Origin of the sequence: Pectobacterium peruviense (assembly GCF_003312355.2) — a bacterium.
GTDB lineage: Bacteria > Pseudomonadota > Gammaproteobacteria > Enterobacterales > Enterobacteriaceae > Pectobacterium > Pectobacterium peruviense.
In genome coordinates this window covers 657,943-675,827 of record NZ_CP161826.1, presented here as the reverse complement: position 1 = coordinate 675,827, position 17,885 = coordinate 657,943, and the positions used below count along the sequence as shown (strand labels likewise).

Annotated in this window: 14 protein-coding genes and 1 other annotated feature; of the genes, 3 read left to right on the top strand and 11 right to left on the bottom strand. The window is 51.4% G+C overall.

Annotation, left to right across the window (positions count from 1 at the left end; genetic code table 11):
• Window positions 1–77 precede the first annotated feature (77 nt).
• The 4 genes from nhaR to dnaK form a co-directional block, all read right to left on the bottom strand.
• Window positions 78–998 (bottom strand): transcriptional activator NhaR, encoded by a 921-nt coding sequence (gene nhaR / locus DUT67_RS03085; RefSeq protein ID WP_113626865.1) that lies wholly within the window; start codon window positions 996–998, stop codon window positions 78–80.
• Between the two features lie 32 nt (window positions 999–1,030).
• Window positions 1,031–2,227 (bottom strand): Na+/H+ antiporter NhaA, encoded by a 1,197-nt coding sequence (gene nhaA, locus DUT67_RS03080; RefSeq protein WP_113626866.1) that lies wholly within the window; start codon window positions 2,225–2,227, stop codon window positions 1,031–1,033.
• 288 nt (window positions 2,228–2,515) lie between these two features.
• Window positions 2,516–3,652 (bottom strand): molecular chaperone DnaJ, encoded by a 1,137-nt coding sequence (gene dnaJ, locus DUT67_RS03075; protein ID WP_113626867.1) that lies wholly within the window; start codon window positions 3,650–3,652, stop codon window positions 2,516–2,518.
• 108 nt (window positions 3,653–3,760) lie between these two features.
• On the bottom strand, window positions 3,761–5,668 hold the full coding sequence (dnaK, locus tag DUT67_RS03070; protein ID WP_048262436.1) for a molecular chaperone DnaK: 1,908 nt from the start codon (window positions 5,666–5,668) through the stop codon (window positions 3,761–3,763).
• 483 nt (window positions 5,669–6,151) lie between these two features.
• Between dnaK and satP the strand changes: the two genes are divergently transcribed.
• A complete protein-coding gene (satP, locus tag DUT67_RS03065) occupies window positions 6,152–6,727 on the top strand; it encodes an acetate uptake transporter (RefSeq protein ID WP_005973207.1) in 576 nt (191 codons plus the stop codon).
• A gap of 123 nt (window positions 6,728–6,850) precedes the next feature.
• Here satP and DUT67_RS03060 read toward each other — a convergent pair whose 3' ends face one another.
• Both DUT67_RS03060 and mog read right to left on the bottom strand, forming a co-directional pair.
• The gene (locus tag DUT67_RS03060; protein ID WP_113626868.1) at window positions 6,851–8,188 is read right to left on the bottom strand and encodes an MFS transporter; all 1,338 of its coding nucleotides are present in this window, start codon (window positions 8,186–8,188) and stop codon (window positions 6,851–6,853) included.
• Window positions 8,189–8,315: 127 nt separating this feature from the next.
• Complete coding sequence (gene mog / locus DUT67_RS03055; protein WP_048262439.1) at window positions 8,316–8,903, bottom strand: molybdopterin adenylyltransferase; 588 nt, start codon at window positions 8,901–8,903, stop codon at window positions 8,316–8,318.
• Between the two features lie 390 nt (window positions 8,904–9,293).
• On the opposite strand from mog, the gene DUT67_RS03050 reads away from it, so the two are divergent.
• Complete coding sequence (locus DUT67_RS03050) at window positions 9,294–10,382, top strand: GGDEF domain-containing protein (RefSeq protein ID WP_048262441.1); 1,089 nt, start codon at window positions 9,294–9,296, stop codon at window positions 10,380–10,382.
• Window positions 10,383–10,458: 76 nt separating this feature from the next.
• Here the strand turns inward: DUT67_RS03050 and tal are convergent, their stop codons facing one another.
• Window positions 10,459–11,412: a transaldolase gene (gene tal / locus DUT67_RS03045; RefSeq protein WP_113626869.1), complete on the bottom strand. Its 954-nt coding sequence runs from the start codon at window positions 11,410–11,412 to the stop codon at window positions 10,459–10,461.
• A 543-nt stretch (window positions 11,413–11,955) separates the two neighbouring features.
• Between tal and yaaA the strand changes: the two genes are divergently transcribed.
• A complete protein-coding gene (gene yaaA, locus DUT67_RS03040; RefSeq protein WP_113626870.1) occupies window positions 11,956–12,729 on the top strand; it encodes a peroxide stress protein YaaA in 774 nt (257 codons plus the stop codon).
• Between the two features lie 62 nt (window positions 12,730–12,791).
• Here the strand turns inward: yaaA and thrC are convergent, their stop codons facing one another.
• The 4 genes from thrC to thrL form a co-directional block, all read right to left on the bottom strand.
• On the bottom strand, window positions 12,792–14,081 hold the full coding sequence (gene thrC, locus DUT67_RS03035; protein WP_113626871.1) for a threonine synthase: 1,290 nt from the start codon (window positions 14,079–14,081) through the stop codon (window positions 12,792–12,794).
• 3 nt (window positions 14,082–14,084) lie between these two features.
• A complete protein-coding gene (thrB, locus tag DUT67_RS03030; RefSeq protein ID WP_113626872.1) occupies window positions 14,085–15,014 on the bottom strand; it encodes a homoserine kinase in 930 nt (309 codons plus the stop codon).
• 2 nt (window positions 15,015–15,016) lie between these two features.
• Entirely contained in the window at window positions 15,017–17,476 is a 2,460-nt protein-coding gene (thrA, locus tag DUT67_RS03025) for a bifunctional aspartate kinase/homoserine dehydrogenase I (RefSeq protein ID WP_113626873.1), read from the bottom strand.
• 93 nt (window positions 17,477–17,569) lie between these two features.
• Window positions 17,570–17,685: a sequence feature (Thr leader region), on the bottom strand.
• Window positions 17,624–17,692 carry a thr operon leader peptide gene (gene thrL, locus DUT67_RS03020; RefSeq protein ID WP_014916714.1) on the bottom strand — a complete coding sequence of 23 codons (69 nt, stop codon included), beginning with the start codon at window positions 17,690–17,692 and terminating at the stop codon, window positions 17,624–17,626. (Overlaps the previous feature by 62 nt.)
• Window positions 17,693–17,885 lie beyond the last annotated feature (193 nt).

The following is a 17,885-nucleotide window of genomic DNA, read 5'->3' as shown; positions in this document are numbered from 1 at the left end:
TCACGCATCTGCGTGTAGTTGCTAAAGAAAACCGGCCTAGGCCGGTTTTTTTGCGTCTGTTATTTCACGGCAAGTGCTTATCCATCCCCCCGCGACAGGCCTTCTGCGCTATCACAGAAGAGTGCTGAGAAATCCGCGTTACAGACACGCTGTACCGCCGGATGCTGGATCATTCTGGCCGCAAAAATCGCATAATACTCGTCCTGAATGTTCTCGATCCTACCGATCTCGACGATATCGCCCTGCTGGTAGATTTCATTGGCATACAGCGATGGCGCAACGAAAATCGCATCGTTATTGATACCGAACGCCGTCATCAGCGCCGCATCATCAAATTCACCCAAAATGTTCACCTGAATATTCTGCGCAGTAAACCAACTCAAGAGCTTTCGTCCCAACATGGTTCGCCGCCCTGGAATCAGCAGCTTACGTTGTTCAAGGCAGGCTGGAAAAGGCTGATCAGACTGCGGACGCTTACAGTAAAAACTGACGCCACACTCGCCCAGCTTGAGTGAAAACAACCCTTCCTGCTGCGTCGAATCAACCGGACAATCCGACAGAATCATATCCAGTTTATGCTGGCTCAACTGCTCCAACAGCATTTCATGCGTCGACTCAAAACAGCGCAGATGGATATGTTCCTGCTCTGTCACGACCGTTTCCAGCACTCTGCTCACCAGCCGTTTGGACAACGCATCTGCCACACCGACATCGAACAGCAGGCTTGATTCTTTGCTATAGTTCACAATATCCAACATTTCCTGGCTGAGCTGGAACATGCTATCCGCATAGCGAAAAACAAGCTGCCCCAGCTCCGTCGGTTCCAACCCTCGCCCTTTGCGTTTGAAAAGTTTTCCCTGTAAACGCTCTTCCAGACATTTGATTTGCCCAGTAATGGTCTGCGGCGTTAAAAACAGCATTTCTGCCGCACCGGCAACGGATCCCGACTTATAAACCTGCCAGAAATAATAGAGATGATTAAAATTCAAATGAGACACACCCGCCCCCTCTTCGCGCCTCTGGCATAGTATCAACCCTTACACGGCTGAACCGCCTTGTCCAGCGCGGGTAATACTCCGCGCAATGCCAGATAGCCAAGCAATGCTGCCAGCCCTGACGCCAGCAAGATCCCCAGCTTGGCGTAGGTAATCAACTCCGCATCGCCGCCAGAGAATGCTAACAGCGTAATGAATATCGACATGGTAAAACCGATACCACACAGCACAGAAACTGCCACGATCTGGCTAAAATGGACACCAACGGGCAGGCTCGCATAACCCAATCGTATCGTTAGCCAACTGAACAAGGTAATGCCCAGTGGTTTACCGAGCAGTAGCCCAGCGGCAATACCCAGGCTCAAAGGGGAAAACAGTTTTTCCAGCACAATTCCCTGCAATACAATGCCTGCGTTGGCAAATGCAAACAGCGGAACAATCAGAAACGCGACCCACGTTTGTAAGCCATGTTCCAGTGTGGTTGCCGGAGAAGGCTTCCCGTCAGATGTGCGCAGAGGAATAAAAAATCCGACAATTACCCCCGCCAGCGTCGCATGAACGCCACATTTCAGAATGCAAACCCACAAGACGATCCCTACCAGCAAATAGGCGGACGTTTTGCCAACCTGCTGCCTGTTCATATAGGCCAACACAGCAATCGCCAGCACCGCGCCGCCCAATGCAGGCCAGAAGATCTGCTGCGTATAAAACAGGGCGATGATCAAGATCGCGCCCAGATCGTCAATGATCGCCAACGCTAGCAGGAAAACCTTTAACCCTGCGGGAACGCGCTTACCCAATAACATCAACACACCAACGGCGAACGCGATGTCTGTCGCGGCAGGAATAGCCCAGCCAGCGCGCGTCACCTCATCATTTGCGTTAAAAAGCAGAAATAGCAAAGCGGGAAAAAGCATTCCGCCTACTGCAGCCGCCAGTGGCAACATCGCCTGCTGACGGCTGGCTAACGTGCCTTCGACTAGCTCACGCTTCACTTCCAGACCAATCAGCAGGAAGAAAATTGCCATCAGGCCATCGTTAATCCACAGCAGCAGGTTCTTATTGATTTCCAGTGCGCCAAACCGCATTTCCACTGGCATCATCAGGAATTGTTGATAGCCCGCAGCAGTAGCAGACCAATTGGCAAATACGATCGCCAAAACGGTGGCCATCATTAGCATCACGCCAGCGGCCGCATCCAATCGAATAAAGCGCCGAATCATTGTTATCATTGACTTAATCTCCCATCAGGCGCGAACGTCGATACCAAACATCCGCTTTCTTGCTGGCAAGATTACGCAATTCAATCACTCGTTAAAAGCAGATTAAAACTGGCTTAACACTCGAAAAAATCGATCTATTGAATTGAGATTGTATAGAGGAAGACATAAAAAAACGTCGGGAGCGTTTTTCAACGTTGCGTAGCAACGGCCTCAGGGTGACGGACAAAGATATCCGTCATAAAAAAACCGGCAGGTTTAACCCCACCGGTCTTTCTATCACGCGTTAACGATTGTCGATTAACGGGTCAAGTCGTCGAAAAACTTCTTCACGCCATCGAAAAAGTTTTTCGAGCGTGGGCTGTTTCTTTCACCAGACGGGCCACCGAAGCTCTCGTCAAGTTCTTGCAGCAGTTGCCTCTGGCGCTCGTTCAGATTAACCGGCGTTTCCACAACCACACGGCACAGCAGATCGCCCTGCGCACCACCGCGAACCGATTTCACACCTTTTCCACGCATACGGAACAATTTCCCGGTCTGCGTTTCTGCAGGCACTTTCAGCTTCACACGGCCATCCAGCGTCGGGACTTCAATCTCGCCGCCTAATGCTGCCATTGCAAAGTTGATCGGCACTTCGCAGTACAGATTGTTTTCTTCACGTTGGAAGATCGGGTGCGCTTTAACCTGCACCTGAACGTACAAATCACCTGACGGTGCACCGTGCTCGCCTGCTTCACCTTCGCCGGACAAGCGGATACGGTCACCCGTGTCCACACCCGCCGGAATTTTCACCGACAGCGTTTTGCTCTTCTCTACGCGACCATGACCGTGACATTTGATGCACGGATCCTTAATGATCTTGCCGCGACCGTGACAGTGCGGACACGCCTGCTGCACGGTAAAGAAGCCCTGGCGCATCTGCACCTGGCCGTTACCATGACAGGTTGGACAGGTGATAGGCGAGCTACCCGGCTTCGCACCGTTGCCGTGGCATACATCACACTCTTCCAGCGCAGGAATACGGATCTCTTTGGTGACGCCACGTACCGCTTCTTCCAGCGTCAACTCCATGTTGTAGCGTAAATCGGATCCACGGCTCGCGCGCTGACGGCGACCACCGCCAAAAATGTCCCCGAACACGTCGCCAAAAATATCACCAAAATCGGCACCGCCGCCGCCAAAGCCACCACCGCCTCCGCCCATACCACCTTGCTCAAACGCTGCGTGACCGTACTGATCGTAGGCTGCGCGTTTTTGCGAATCGATAAGGATTTCGTAAGCTTCTTTGATCTCTTTGAACTTGGCTTCTGCCTCGCTATCACCAGGATTACGATCCGGGTGGTACTTCATCGCCAGACGCTTATATGCTTTCTTTATTTCGCGATCGTCCGCGCTTTTAGCAACGCCTAGGCTTTCGTAATAATCTTGCTTCGCCATTTCTTTTCCTGCCCCTCAACATGCGTGCACGGGCGCAGAGTTTCCTCGACGCCCGTGCTGATTGCCAGCAATAGCCCTGTAGCTGCTATTGCGCCCGCTTAAGGGCGATTACTTTTTATCTTTTACTTCTTCAAACTCAGCATCAACGACATCGTCGTCGCGACGAGCAGAGGCATCATCAGCGGCGCCTTCAGCACCAGGCTGTGGCTGAGACGCTTCCAGCAGCTTGCCGGAAACCTGAACCAGTGCCTGAATTTTCGCTTCGATTTCTGCTTTGTCTTCGCCTTTCAGCGCGCTTTCCAGCGCTTTCAATGCGTCCTCAATGGCAGTTTTGTCATCAGCGGCCAGTTTATCACCCACTTCTTCCAGTTGCTTACGCGTGCTGTGCAGCAGGTGGTCACCCTGATTACGTGCCTGAACCAGCTCTTCAAACTTACGGTCAGCTTCAGCATTCGCTTCTGCATCGCGTACCATTTTCTGAATTTCTTCTTCGTTCAGACCCGAAGATGCCTTGATGGTGATCTTCTGCTCGCGGCCGCTGTTTTTGTCTTTCGCGGAAACGTGCAGGATACCATCCGCATCGATGTCAAAAGTGACTTCGATCTGCGGCATACCGCGCGGTGCAGCCTGAATACCATCCAGGTTAAACTGACCCAGAGATTTGTTGTCGTGCGCACGCTTACGCTCACCCTGCAGAACATGAATCGTTACTGCAGACTGATTGTCTTCCGCCGTTGAGAACACCTGACTGTGTTTCGTCGGGATCGTGGTGTTTTTAGCGATCAGCGCCGTCATCACGCCGCCCATGGTTTCGATACCCAGAGACAGCGGGCTTACGTCCAGCAGCAGAACGTCTTTCACGTCACCAGACAAGACACCGCCCTGAACCGCAGCACCGATGGCAACCGCTTCGTCCGGGTTCACGTCTTTACGTGGCTCTTTACCGAAGAAGTCAGCGACTTTCTTCTGTACCAGAGGCATACGCGTCTGACCACCAACCAGAATCACGTCCTGAATTTCAGAAACGGACAGGCCAGCATCCTGCAACGCCACTTTCAGCGGCTCAAGAGAACGGTTCACCAGCTCTTCTACCAGTGATTCCAGTTTCGCACGCGTCACTTTGATGTTCAGGTGCTTAGGACCAGTAGCGTCTGCCGTGATGTACGGCAGGTTCACGTCGGTCTGCTGTGCAGAAGACAGCTCGATCTTGGCTTTTTCTGCGGCTTCTTTCAGACGCTGCATTGCCAGCGGATCGTTGCGCAGGTCGAAACCTTGCTCTTTCTTAAATTCGTCAACCAGATAGTTGATCATGCGGCTATCGAAGTCTTCACCACCCAGGTGCGTGTCACCGTTGGTTGCCAGAACTTCGAAGGTCTTTTCGCCATCAACTTCATCGATTTCGATAATAGAAATATCGAACGTACCGCCGCCCAGGTCGTAAACCGCGATAGTACGGTTGCCGACTTCTTTATCCAGACCGTACGCCAGCGCTGCCGCTGTCGGTTCGTTGATGATACGTTTGACTTCCAGACCCGCGATACGGCCAGCATCTTTGGTTGCCTGACGCTGTGCATCGTTGAAGTAAGCCGGTACGGTAATAACCGCTTCGGTGATCGTCTCACCCAGATAGTCTTCCGCCGTTTTCTTCATTTTTTTCAGCACTTCAGCTGAAATCTGCGGCGGAGCCATTTTCTGATCTTTCACTTCCAGCCATGCATCGCCATTATCTGCCGCGATGATTTTGTACGGCATGATGTTGGAATCACGCTGAACTTCTTCGTCTTTAAAACGACGGCCAATCAGACGCTTGATAGCAAACAGTGTATTTTGCGGGTTAGTCACTGCCTGACGTTTAGCCGGTTGGCCAACCAGAATTTCACCGTCTTGCGTATAAGCAATGATTGAAGGCGTGGTGCGATCGCCTTCGCTATTTTCCAGTACTTTTACCTGAGTACCGTCAATAATCGCGACACAAGAGTTGGTTGTACCCAGGTCGATACCAATAATCTTACCCATCTAAACATCTCCACTAAAAAGTCATATTCGGTATGGTGGTTAAACCTACTGTGCGGGCGAAATGTCGTTTTTCAACAAGATTTCTCGTTTTCCAACGACACACCCTCGTTTTTCATCAGCAGCACACGTCTCATTTTCATGCTAACCACCGATGTAACGGCCCAACACACGCCTTTGCGGCAGGTCAAACTGTTTCGGTTGGAAATAAGATGGGGCCAACATTTCTATCATCAAGGGGGGAAGATGAAAAAAAATGACCTTTATCCCTCGTACGATCAAACTATTCTGCCTTCCCCATGTTGTGTCCACTCCAAACGCCCGATATGATGCCGCGCTCGCTACAGAAATGGGAACATTTCCCTACACAATGGCGGGCAATAACACCTAAACGACACCTATCCCAACGTGATTGGCGCATCCGCTAACCTTAATGCCGCGCCCGACGCGAAGGGACTATTAATAATCTGTTATTGCAGAGGATTTATGAGCACGAACACGTTGGCAAATCCTGGTCCATTAGGACTGATGGGCTTCGGGATGACCACTATTCTGTTGAACCTGCACAACGCAGGCTTTTTCCCACTTTCTTCCATCATTCTTAGCATGGGTATTTTCTACGGCGGTATTGCCCAGATCCTGGCTGGCCTGCTGGAATATAAAAAAGGGAATACGTTTGGCGTGACGGCGTTCACGTCTTATGGCGCATTCTGGCTGACGCTGGTTGCCATTCTCGTACTGCCTAAAATGGGTCTGGCGGAAGCCAGTGACGCGCAGTTCCTTGGCGTATTCCTTGGCCTGTGGGGCGTCTTCACGCTGTTTATGTTCTTCGGCACATTCGGCACCAACCGCGCGCTGCAGTTTGTCTTCGGCAGTCTGACCGTGCTGTTTGCTCTGTTGGCTGTGGGTAACTTTACCGGCAACCACGCACTGCTGACCTTCGCGGGTTACGAAGGTATCATCTGTGGCGCTAGCGCAATTTACCTGGCAATGGCTGAAGTGCTGAACGAGAAGTTTGGCCGCACCGTACTGCCAATTGGTGCACGTGGCGCGTCACACTAAGTTTTAACGCACGATAAGCACCGACGCGATAGACACTGTCTATAAGCACTAGCCCGCGTTAAATGCTAACGAGCCCTGTCAACCTGACAGGGCTCGTTTGTTTTTGACAAAGATAAAATACGTTTACACTTCGACGGGTGAGCGATCGCGCGCGTTGCTATCGGCAGAAGTACGTGAGTCAGCATCCAGATCGCGTTGCAAATAAACACCCAACAGCAATCCCACCGCGGCCAGCGTCAGAACATAGAATGCTGGTGCCATTGGCGTCACCTTCATGATCAGCGTAACAAAAACGGGCGTCAGGCCACCGAAAATGGCATAGGAAACGTTGTAGGAAAAAGAGATTCCCGAGAACCGCACGGCAGCCGGAAACGCCCGCACCATGACATAAGGCACGCCGCCCACCACGCCAACGCTGAGCCCTACAATTGCATAGCTGACAAAGAGCAACGTCGTACTGCTTGCCGCCGAACTGTAAAAGAACCAGCTACATGCCGCCAGCGACAGGCTACCTATAATGAACAGCTTACTGGCACCAAAGCGATCAACCAACAGCCCTGAACCGACGCAGCCCACCATCAGGGCAATCGTTGCCAGACAGTTCGCCTGCAATGCCAGCGCAGCAGGAATGCCGTGGACTTTTTGCAGGTAGGTCGGCGCCATCAGAATAACGACGACGATGCACGCAGACAGCAGCCAGGTCAGCAGCATTGAAACCACAATCGCACGTTTATGATTTAAGACGACCGATTTCAACGGCAACTCTTCTGCCAGTTTTTTCTGCGTCTGCATTTCCATAAAAATGGGCGTTTCCTGTAACCAGCGACGCAGATACATCGCCACAAGGCCAAATACCCCGCCGATGAAGAACGGCAGACGCCAACCGCCACCGGACATCTGCTCTGGCGTGAGCACCGTATTCAGCAGCGTCGCGATCAGCGAACCCAGCAGAATCCCCATGGTCAAGCCAGCAGTCAGCGTACCGCAGGCAAATCCAATACGGGCGCGAGGCACATGCTCGGCAACAAAGACCCACGCACCGGGAACTTCTCCGCCGATTGCTGCACCTTGTAATACGCGCATTAACAGCAGTAAAAGCGGTGCCGCAATACCAATAGCTTCATAGGTCGGCAGCAGGCCCATTGCCAGCGTCGGTAACGCCATCAGCAATATGCTCAGGCTGAACATTTTCTTACGTCCGCTCTTATCGCCAAAGTGGGCCATGATGATGCCCCCAAGCGGGCGAGCCAGATAGCCTGCGGCAAAAATACCGAACGTCTGTACCTGCCGCAGCCATTCAGGAATATCTGGCGGGAAGAAGAGATCGCCAATCACGGCAGCAAAGAAGACGAAAATAATAAAATCGTAAAACTCTAACGCGCCACCCAGCGCAGCCAGAGACAGCGTTTTATAGTCCTGCCGATTCAACCGGCGAGGATGGGCGTGTTGATCCTGAGTCATAAGTTACCGTGCATTGCCAGAGTGAGAAAAGAAGAACGCCACCGCAGTGTGTAAAGTAGAAATTACTATAGCGGCAAAATTTTTATACACCAGCAAAGCTGAATCTTATGTTTCAAATCGCCTAACTTCAGTCTTTTATTTCGCGCACGGCATTTTTAGGGCGAAAAGCTGCTACAACACCCGCATTGGTTTCAATATAAGGGCCTTCCAGCAGTTGGATACAATACGGTACGCTGGCAAAGATACCGGCCACAATCACCTTGCCATCAGCATCTTTTAAGCCTTCCAGCGTTTCCTTAATCGACTTGGGCTGCCCCGGCAGATTGAGAATCAATGCCTGCTTGCGTAGCACACCAACCTGACGGGAGAGGATGGCGGTAGGAACAAAACGCAGACTAATTTGTCGCATTTGCTCACCAAATCCCGGCATTTCTCGATCGGCAACGGCCAGCGTGGCATCCGGCGTCACATCACGACGCGCAGGCCCCGTGCCTCCCGTCGTTAGCACCAAGTGACAACCTCGCTCATCCACCAGCTCACACAGCGTTTGTTCAATCATCGGCTGTTCATCCGGTACCAGTCGCGTTTCCACTTCAAAAGGCGTGGTCAGAGCGCTACGGAGCCAGGATTCCAATTCTGGGATGCCTTTGTCCTGATAAACCCCGCCGGAAGCGCGATCGGATACGGAGACCAAGCCAATTCGCAATACGTTCATAAGCACCTCATTGTAAACAAAACACCAATTTTATCAGGATATTGAAGGCTTTTAGAAAACAATTAGCGTTCATGAGGAAATTCACACGACATCCGTTATTTCACATCATGTACGATATGACATTTGATAATAGTTATTAATTGTCGTCTCAAAAAAAAGCAATAGAATCACGTAAATTAATAATACCGTGGCGAAATTAAAATTTAAAAATAGTCGGCGAATAAAAAAGATCGCTTACCCATTAAGAGCGAATGAAATAAGCCGATATATTAAAGAGAAAAGGGTGATATCCGCCACGACAGAACATCACGTAAAATCAAATAATATGATAAAATTAAAGCACTTCTTTAGTATCACAATAAGTAAAAAAGCCTTATCAAGGAAGTCGCCATGAACGATCTTAAGTATAAGATACTTAAACTTTTTGCCCATCCGACGTACGCCTTTTTCCTGTTCGGGGCGATTTCCTTTATCCTCACCATCATTATTATGCATGAAGCCAACAAATCGACCTGGAAAGCAGAACGGACAAATCTCGATACCGCAATCAAGACCTACGGCTCCTACAGAAACAGCGGTGAAGTAACAGAAAGCGACATGGTTCGGCAATCCGGCACTTATTTGTCTTCACGTACCAGAACATTCGCGTTTAACACGCGGGATTCGCGTAGCGAATGCATAAACAAGCTTTCTTCTTCCGACCTCAACTTCAACGACATGGCCGTTATTCGCACCTGCCAAAATAAGCTGCCCTCTATTGGAGATTATGCAGGTAAAGACACGCTGACGGTTATCTTCCCTATTCTGTCACCAACCGATGAATTACTGGGTATTTGGATAAGGACGACGTCGGAACACCCACAGCCATCATTTATCCAGACGCTGCTTTCCCTGTCATCGACCCTCATTATTCTTGGCAGTGTGCTGATTTTTGCTATTTTAGGCAGCCTACTGTCAGTACTGACGAAAAAATATTTGGTGGAATTGCCGATCATCGCGCGGTATGACGATCTCACTGGCTATTTACGACGAGACGCTTTCTTTCTGGCAGCGAATAAAGCCTTTAGTATCGCCAATCTGACTAAGCGCCCCGTTAGCGTCATTCTGATCGACATCGACTACTTTAAGCAGGTGAACGATAGCTTCGGCCATAGCGTCGGTGATGATGCCCTGAAGTTTGTTGCTGATACCTTCAAAAAATCCTTTCGTCGTGACGATATTTTTGGTCGTATTGGCGGCGATGAATTCGCGATCGTGCTACCGAATATTGGATTAGACGATGCCTATACCATCGTGGATAAAGCAAGAGAACGCGTTAGCGAGACGCCTTGTGAAACGGCCGCGGGGAAAATCAGGTTAACGGTTAGTATTGGACTGGTGGAATACTATATCGCAGGGGAAGACCTCAGCGAGGTAATGAAGCGTGCCGATGACAATCTTTATATCGCGAAGAAAACCCGTAATGCGACGGCCAAATAGACTTCCTCCCTCCACGACATCAAACCGCAGACAAAAAAATAGCCGGGAGCCCCGGCTATTTTTATCAGCAGAATGTTTACAGTAAATCTGCAATCATCTTTTCCAGTTTTTCCTGGTCGATAGCAAATTTACGGATCCCGTCGGCCAGTTTATCAATCGCCATTGGATCCTGGTTATGCTGCCAGTAGAACTCAGCTTCCGTCATTTTCGCTGGGCGCACTTTCACGTCACCAACGTAAGACAGTTTGCGCACCAGTTCGCCTTCGCTTTCTGACAACTCTTTCAGCAAAGCTGGAGCGATCGTCAGGCGGTCACACCCGGCCAATTCCAGAATCTCGCCAACGTTACGGAAGCTCGCGCCCATCACAACGGTTTCATAGCCGTGCTCTTTGTAGTAATCATAGATTTCACTAACGGAAACCACGCCTGGATCTTCATGCGGCGCGAATTCTTTCTTATCGCCATTGGCTTTGTACCAGTCAAGAATACGGCCAACAAACGGTGAAATCAGGAACACGCCGGCTTCAGCACAGGCACGCGCCTGCGCAAAGGAGAACAGCAGCGTCAGGTTACAGTTGATGCCTTCTTTTTCCAGTTGCTCCGCCGCGCGGATACCCTGCCAGGTTGAAGCCAGTTTAATCAGGATACGCTCGTTGCTGATGCCCGCGTCGTTGTACAGCTTGATCAGGTGTTTTGCCTTCGCCACACTAGCTTCAGTGTCATAAGACAAACGCGCATCCACTTCTGTAGAGATGCGGCCTGGGATCAATTTTAAGATTTCGAGACCGATATTGACCGCCAGTTTATCCGTAGCATCCACGACCTGCTGTTTGCGATCGCTGCTCTGCTCACGCGCCCAGGCAATCGCCTCGTCGATCAGCTTGCGGTATTCAGGAATTTGCGCAGCGTTCAGAATCAGTGAAGGGTTGGTGGTCGCATCTTGCGGTTGGTACAGTTTCATTGCCGCAATATCGCCGGTATCAGCTACAACCGTGGTAAATTGGCGTAGGGAAGTCAGTTTATCCGTCATGTTGGCATGTCTCGTTGTTTATACGTGGTGCTCGTGAATGAAAATAGCTTGTACTCGTATATGAATCGACTTGTTATCTAATCCGGTGGCCGTCTGTTTTGCGCCGAAATCTGATAATAACACGCGCACTTTCCCGCGCAAGCCAGCCTTTTCCCCCTATTCCCTGCAACGGCGATTAGTTGCAGATAAGACGAGGCGTGTTATGGCTATACCCCAAATAATTCGAGTTGCAGGACAAAAACGGCAAGGCGTTTTTGAACAGCGCTTGCGCTGACCCCGAAGGGGTGAGGCCATAAGGCCGAATAACGCGGTAAGAGAGGGACAAATTCGTCGGGAACGAATTTGACCAGCCAACGGCTGGCCTTCGGTGAGAGACGGGATGTCTCTCATTTCATCCCGATGAGCTTACACAAGTAAGTGATTCGGGTGAGTGAACGCAGCCAACGCACATGCAGCTTGAAGTATTACGGGTATATCGCCGTTTTCTTATCGGGTTCTTGCTATAGTAGGCACATCAAGAATCAGACCGACAGGACATGGCGCATGCTTATTACTATTTCACCCGCAAAAACGCTCGACTACACCAGTCCTTTGGCAACGACGCGCTATACCCAGCCAGAGCTTCTGGACTATTCCAGCAAGCTGATTGGCGTGTGTAAAAAGCTGACGCCAGCACAGATCGCCTCACTGATGAGCATCAGCGATAAACTGGCTGACCTTAACGCGGGCCGCTTTAACGAGTGGCACCCCGATTTCACGCCAGAGAACGCGCGTCAGGCGCTGCTGGCGTTTAAGGGTGATGTTTATACTGGATTAGCCGCAGAAGATTTCAGCGAAGATGACTTCGATTTCGCCCAGCAGCATCTGCGTATACTGTCGGGTCTGTACGGCGTATTGCGTCCGCTGGATTTGATGCAGCCTTATCGGTTGGAAATGGGCACCAAACTGGAAAATAAAGTGGGTAAAGACCTCTACAGTTTCTGGGGCGACACCATCACCGAAAAGCTGAATCAAGCATTGCACGATCAAGGTGACGACGTGCTGATTAATCTGGCGTCGGATGAATATTTCAGAGCCGTCAAACCGAAAAAGCTCAATGCACGCCTGATCAAACCCATCTTTTTGGATGAGAAAAACGGTAAATTTAAGGTGATTAGCTTCTACGCGAAGAAAGCGCGCGGCCTGATGAGTCGTTTTATTATTCAAAATCGCCTGACTCAACCGGAACAGTTGAAAGCGTTTAATCTGGACGGTTACTTCTTTGAATCGGCGGACTCTTCAACTGATGAACTGGTATTCAAGCGCCACGAGCAGTAAGTCAAAAACGTAAAAAGGGCGGAATTCTCCGCCCTTATCCTTCGGTCTTTATCGCTACAATCTTATTCCGGCAGAGACATCAGGAATTCACGCAGCGGTGCAAAGTCATCTGGCAGGTTGTGCGACAGCAGATCCAGATCGGCACGCTCAGCCAGCGCTTGCGGCAGATCCAGCTCTTTGCCCAGAATTTCTTCTACGCTTTCCTTGAATTTCGCCGGGTGAGCCGTACCCAGGAACAGGCCAAACTCACCAGCTTGCAGCTGATCGCGCAGCAGACGGTAAGCAATCGCAGCGTGCGGCTCGGAGACATAGCCTAACGCATCCAACTGGTGCAGGGTTTCTTTCGTGGTGTCATCGCTCACCGCACCAAAGCCCAGCGTTTTCAACTGCCAGTTCTTACGGCGGAATAGCTCTTCCACGCGCGGCCAGTTGTTCGGCTGGCTCACATCCATCGCGTTAGATAAGGTTGCCACCGTTTTATTCGGTTCCCAGTTACCCTTGCTCAGGAAGCGCGGCACGGTGTCATTAGCATTAGTCGCCGCAATGAAACGCTTAATCGGCAGACCCAGCGATTTCGCCAGCAGGCCGGCCGTCAGATCGCCGAAGTTACCGCTCGGTACAGAAACCACCAGTTGGTTACGCGCTTCCTGCGGTAGCTGCGCAACGGCTTCGAAGTAGTAGCAGATTTGTGCCAGCAAACGGCTGATGTTGATAGAGTTCGCTGAGTTCAGACCAATTGCCTTTTTCAGCTCTTCATCATCAAACGCTTTTTTCACCAATGCCTGACAGGCATCGAAATCACTGTCGATAGCGATGGTGTGAATGTTGCCACCTAGCGTACAGAACAGTTTTTCCTGCAACGGGCTGATCTTGCCCTGCGGATACAGGATCACGACGCGGACATTTTTCAGACCGTAAAAGGCGTGCGCCACGGCCGCACCGGTGTCGCCAGAGGTCGCCGTCAGAATAGTGATTTTCTCGTCGCCAGAAACTTCAGTCAGCATTTGCGCCATAAAGCGGCCGCCGAAATCTTTAAAAGCCAGCGTCGGGCCGTGGAACAATTCTAGCGTAGCGATATCTTCTTCGACGGGTGCGATAGGTGCAGGGAACGCAAAGGCCGCTTTGACACGCTCAAACACGGTTTCAGCCGCAATTTCATCGCCTATATAGGCCGACAGAATACGGCTGCTACGGGTGACAAAATCCAGATCCAGCAAAGCATCAATTTCGGTGCGCTCGAACTCCGGCAATTCCAACGGGAAGAATAGCCCCTGCTGGCTCCCCAGCCCTTGCTTGATAGCCTGAGCAAAACTGACCTGCTCGTTATGATCTTTAAGGTTGTACAGTTTCATGCGTTATCCCAGTTGTCGTGCGCCAGTCGTATCAAGACGGCAAATATGAACAAAACCTTCATCGTTCTGCAAATAGTTATCCCGTAGCCAGTCGGCCAGACGCTGTGCGCTCGCCATGTCGTTGCAGACGGAGAATAACGTTGGGCCAGAGCCGGAAATACCGCAGGCCAGCGCCCCGATATCTTCAGCAGCCTGACGAGCGGCAGCAAAGCCGGGCAGCAGTTTAGTGCGATAAGGTTCTGCGATGACATCCTTCATCAGTTTCGCCGCCAGCTCGGCTTGGCCGGTGTGGCTGGCGTGGATAAAGCCCGCCAGATAGCGACCGTGGCTAATGCAATCCTGACGACGATATTGCGCAGGCAGAATCGCGCGCGCTTCGGCAGTTGAGACTTTAATTCCCGGATACGCCATGACCCACAGCCAGTCATCAAATGACGGCACTGGCTGGCTGATAATGCCGTTTTCTTCCAACATCAGTTGGACGCCACCGAGGAAACACGGGGCAACGTTATCGTAGTGAACGCTGCCGGAAATGCGCCCTTCCAGCTCGCCCATCAGCGTTAGCAGACGGGTGTCATCCAGCGGTTTGCCACAAAATTCGTTCATCGCCATCAGCCCGGCAACAACAGAACAGGCGCTGGAGCCTAGCCCCGAACCGATTGGCATGTTCTTTTCGAGCGTCATCGCCACCGGCACCGTTTTGCCGATTTCCTGACAAAACAGCTCCCAACATTGATACACAATGTTTTCTTTCGGGTTGTCTGGCAGTTTGCTAACAAAACGCCCTTCATTACGCAGGCTGAATAGATCGGCGGCCTCAACAGAGACACAATCCCCCAGCAGTGAACCGTCTACAGGCGAAACGGCCGCACCCAGCACATCAAATCCAACGCTGACGTTACCGATTGATGCAGGTGCATACACCTTAACCATAATTATGCTCCCAACTTCCATGACAAGGTGCGCAGCAGATCGGCGAACACACCAGCAGCGGTAACATCGTTACCCGCGCCATAACCGCGCAATACAAGCGGCAGTGGCTGATAATAGCGGCTGTAGAACGCCAGCGCATTCTCGCCATCTTTGACTTTAAACAGCGGATCGTTACCGCCAACCGCACTGATCTTGACCTTACAGCGACCTTCTTCAATGACGCCGACATAGCGCAACACTTTACCTTCATCACGTGCTTGTGCAACACGGCTGGCAAATTCATCATCTGCCGCTGGCAGGCGTTGCATAAAGCTGGCGACATCACCGGAAGCATCGAAGCTGGCAGGCAGAACGGATTCCACCTCAATATCACCCAGTTCCAGTTGATAACCCGCTTCACGCGCCAGAATCAGAAGCTTACGCGCTACGTCCATACCGGACAGATCGTCACGCGGATCCGGTTCGGTATAGCCTTTTTCTTTCGCCTGCGTGGTCGCTTCCGACAGCGACATGCCTTCATCGAGTTTACCGAAAATAAAGGACAGCGAGCCAGAGAGAATACCGGTAAAGCGAATCAGCTCATCACCTGCATTCAACAGATTTTGCAGATTCTCAATGACTGGCAGGCCTGCGCCGACGTTAGTGTCATACAGGAAACGACGACGGGATTTCGCCGCAGCGCTACGCAGTTGGTGATAATAGTTCATCGACCCGGTGTTGGCTTTCTTGTTTGGCGTCACCACGTGGAAACCGTCAGCCAGAAAATCTACGTACTGATCGGCTACAGCCTGATTCGACGTACAGTCGACAATAACTGGGTTCAGCAGGTGATACTCTTTAACCAGACGAATCAGACGCCCCAGATTGAACGGCTCACGAGCTTTTGCCAAATCTTCACGCCAGGTGTCCATCGAAACACCGTTAATGTTGGTCAGCATGGCTTTAGAATTGGCGATCCCACACACGCGCAGGTCGATATGCTTGTCTTTCAGCCACGGCTGCTGGCGGTGAATCTGTTCCAGCAGTGCGCCACCCACGCCACCCACGCCGATAACAAACACGTCGATCACCTGATCGGTGTTAAACAGCATCTGGTGTGCAACGCGTACGCCCGTGGTGGCGACATCATTGTTCACGACAACAGAGATAGAGCGCTCGGACGAGCCCTGTGCGATAGCCACGATATTGATGTTTGCCGTCGCCAGTGCAGAGAACAGACGGGCAGACAGGCCGCGCAGCGTGCGCATACCATCACCCACCACAGAGATGATCGCCAGACGTTCCATCACATCCAGCGGCTCCAGCACACCTTCTTTCAGTTCCAGATAGAATTCGTCTTCCAGCGTTTTTCTGGCACGCGCCAGTTCGTTCTGCGATACGCAGAAGCTGATGCTGTATTCAGAAGATGACTGCGTGATCAGCACCACCGAGATGCCCGCACGCGACATCGCCGCAAACACGCGCGCTGCCATGCCGACCATGCCTTTCATCCCAGGGCCGGATACGTTAACCATGGCCATGTTGTTCAGGTTGGTAATGCCCTTCACAGGATACTGCGTATCGGTGCTGTCCATGCCGATGAGCGTACCGGGAGCCTGAGGATTTTCGGTGTTTTTGATAAGGCAGGGAATTTGGAACTGGGCGATAGGAGCGATGGTGCGAGGATGGAGGACTTTGGCGCCGAAATAGGACAGCTCCATCGCCTCCTGATAGGACATCGATTTCAATAACCGGGCATCTGGTACCTGACGCGGATCGCAAGTATAAACGCCGTCAACATCGGTCCAGATTTCACAACAATCGGCACGCAGGCACGCGGCCAGCACCGCGGCGGAATAGTCTGAACCGTTGCGGCCCAGCACCACCAGCTCGCCTTTGTCGTTGCCAGCAGTAAAGCCCGCCATCAGGATCACATGATCTTTGGGGATCGCGCTTTCAGCGATACGACGAGTCGACTCAGTGATATCGACGGTAGATTCAAGATAATGTCCCTGCGCTAGCAGTTTCTCGACCGGATTAATGACGGATACCCCATAGCCGCGCGCCTGAAAGACCGCTTCCATGATGGCGATAGACAGTTTTTCCCCTCGGCAGATAATCGCGGCGTTCACGCTGTCAGGACACTGCCCCAGCAGAGCGATACCATGCAGAACGTGTTTCAGCTGTGCGAATTCCTGATCCACGAATGCCTTAAGGCGCGCGTGGTCAAAGCCCGCTTGGGATGCTGCAAGGCCTTGCAGCAGCGAAGAGAAGATAGTTTCGGCGTCGTTTAAATGAGGCAGGATATCTTGTCCGGCGACGGTTTTCTCAATCATCGCAACCAGATGGTTGGTAATTTTCGCCGGCGCGGACAATACGGTAGCCACCTGTCCCTGGCGCGCGTTATTTTCGATAATGTCGGCAACGCGGGTAAAGCGCTCCGCATTCGCTACTGAAGTCCCGCCAAATTTCAACACTCGCATTTTTATCTGTTCTCCTGAATTTCTGCCAACCAAAACGCTAAAAACGTTTTTTGTATGCCGCTTACAGGCGGCGTTTGAGGGATAACCTGCCATAAAAAAAAAGCCCGCACTGTTCGGTGCGGGCTTTTTCTGGAATCTTGGTATGCGTCAGCCCGCACCGTTACTGGTTGTATCGGTGATGGTAATAATCGTTGTGATTAGGCTGATAGTGCGCATGCTAAAATTAAATCTCATTAGAAGTAGAGTTATCTGCCCTATTAGTTAGGCTAATCGCCCTTTTAAGTCAACGGATTTCTTTTTTTTCTTCTCGCCGAACGAAAAAAACCTACCGCTGAACCCACTACCGAAACAGGAATCCGCCGGACAAACCATTGCCAAAACACACGTATCAAGATGTTCGACTGCCAAA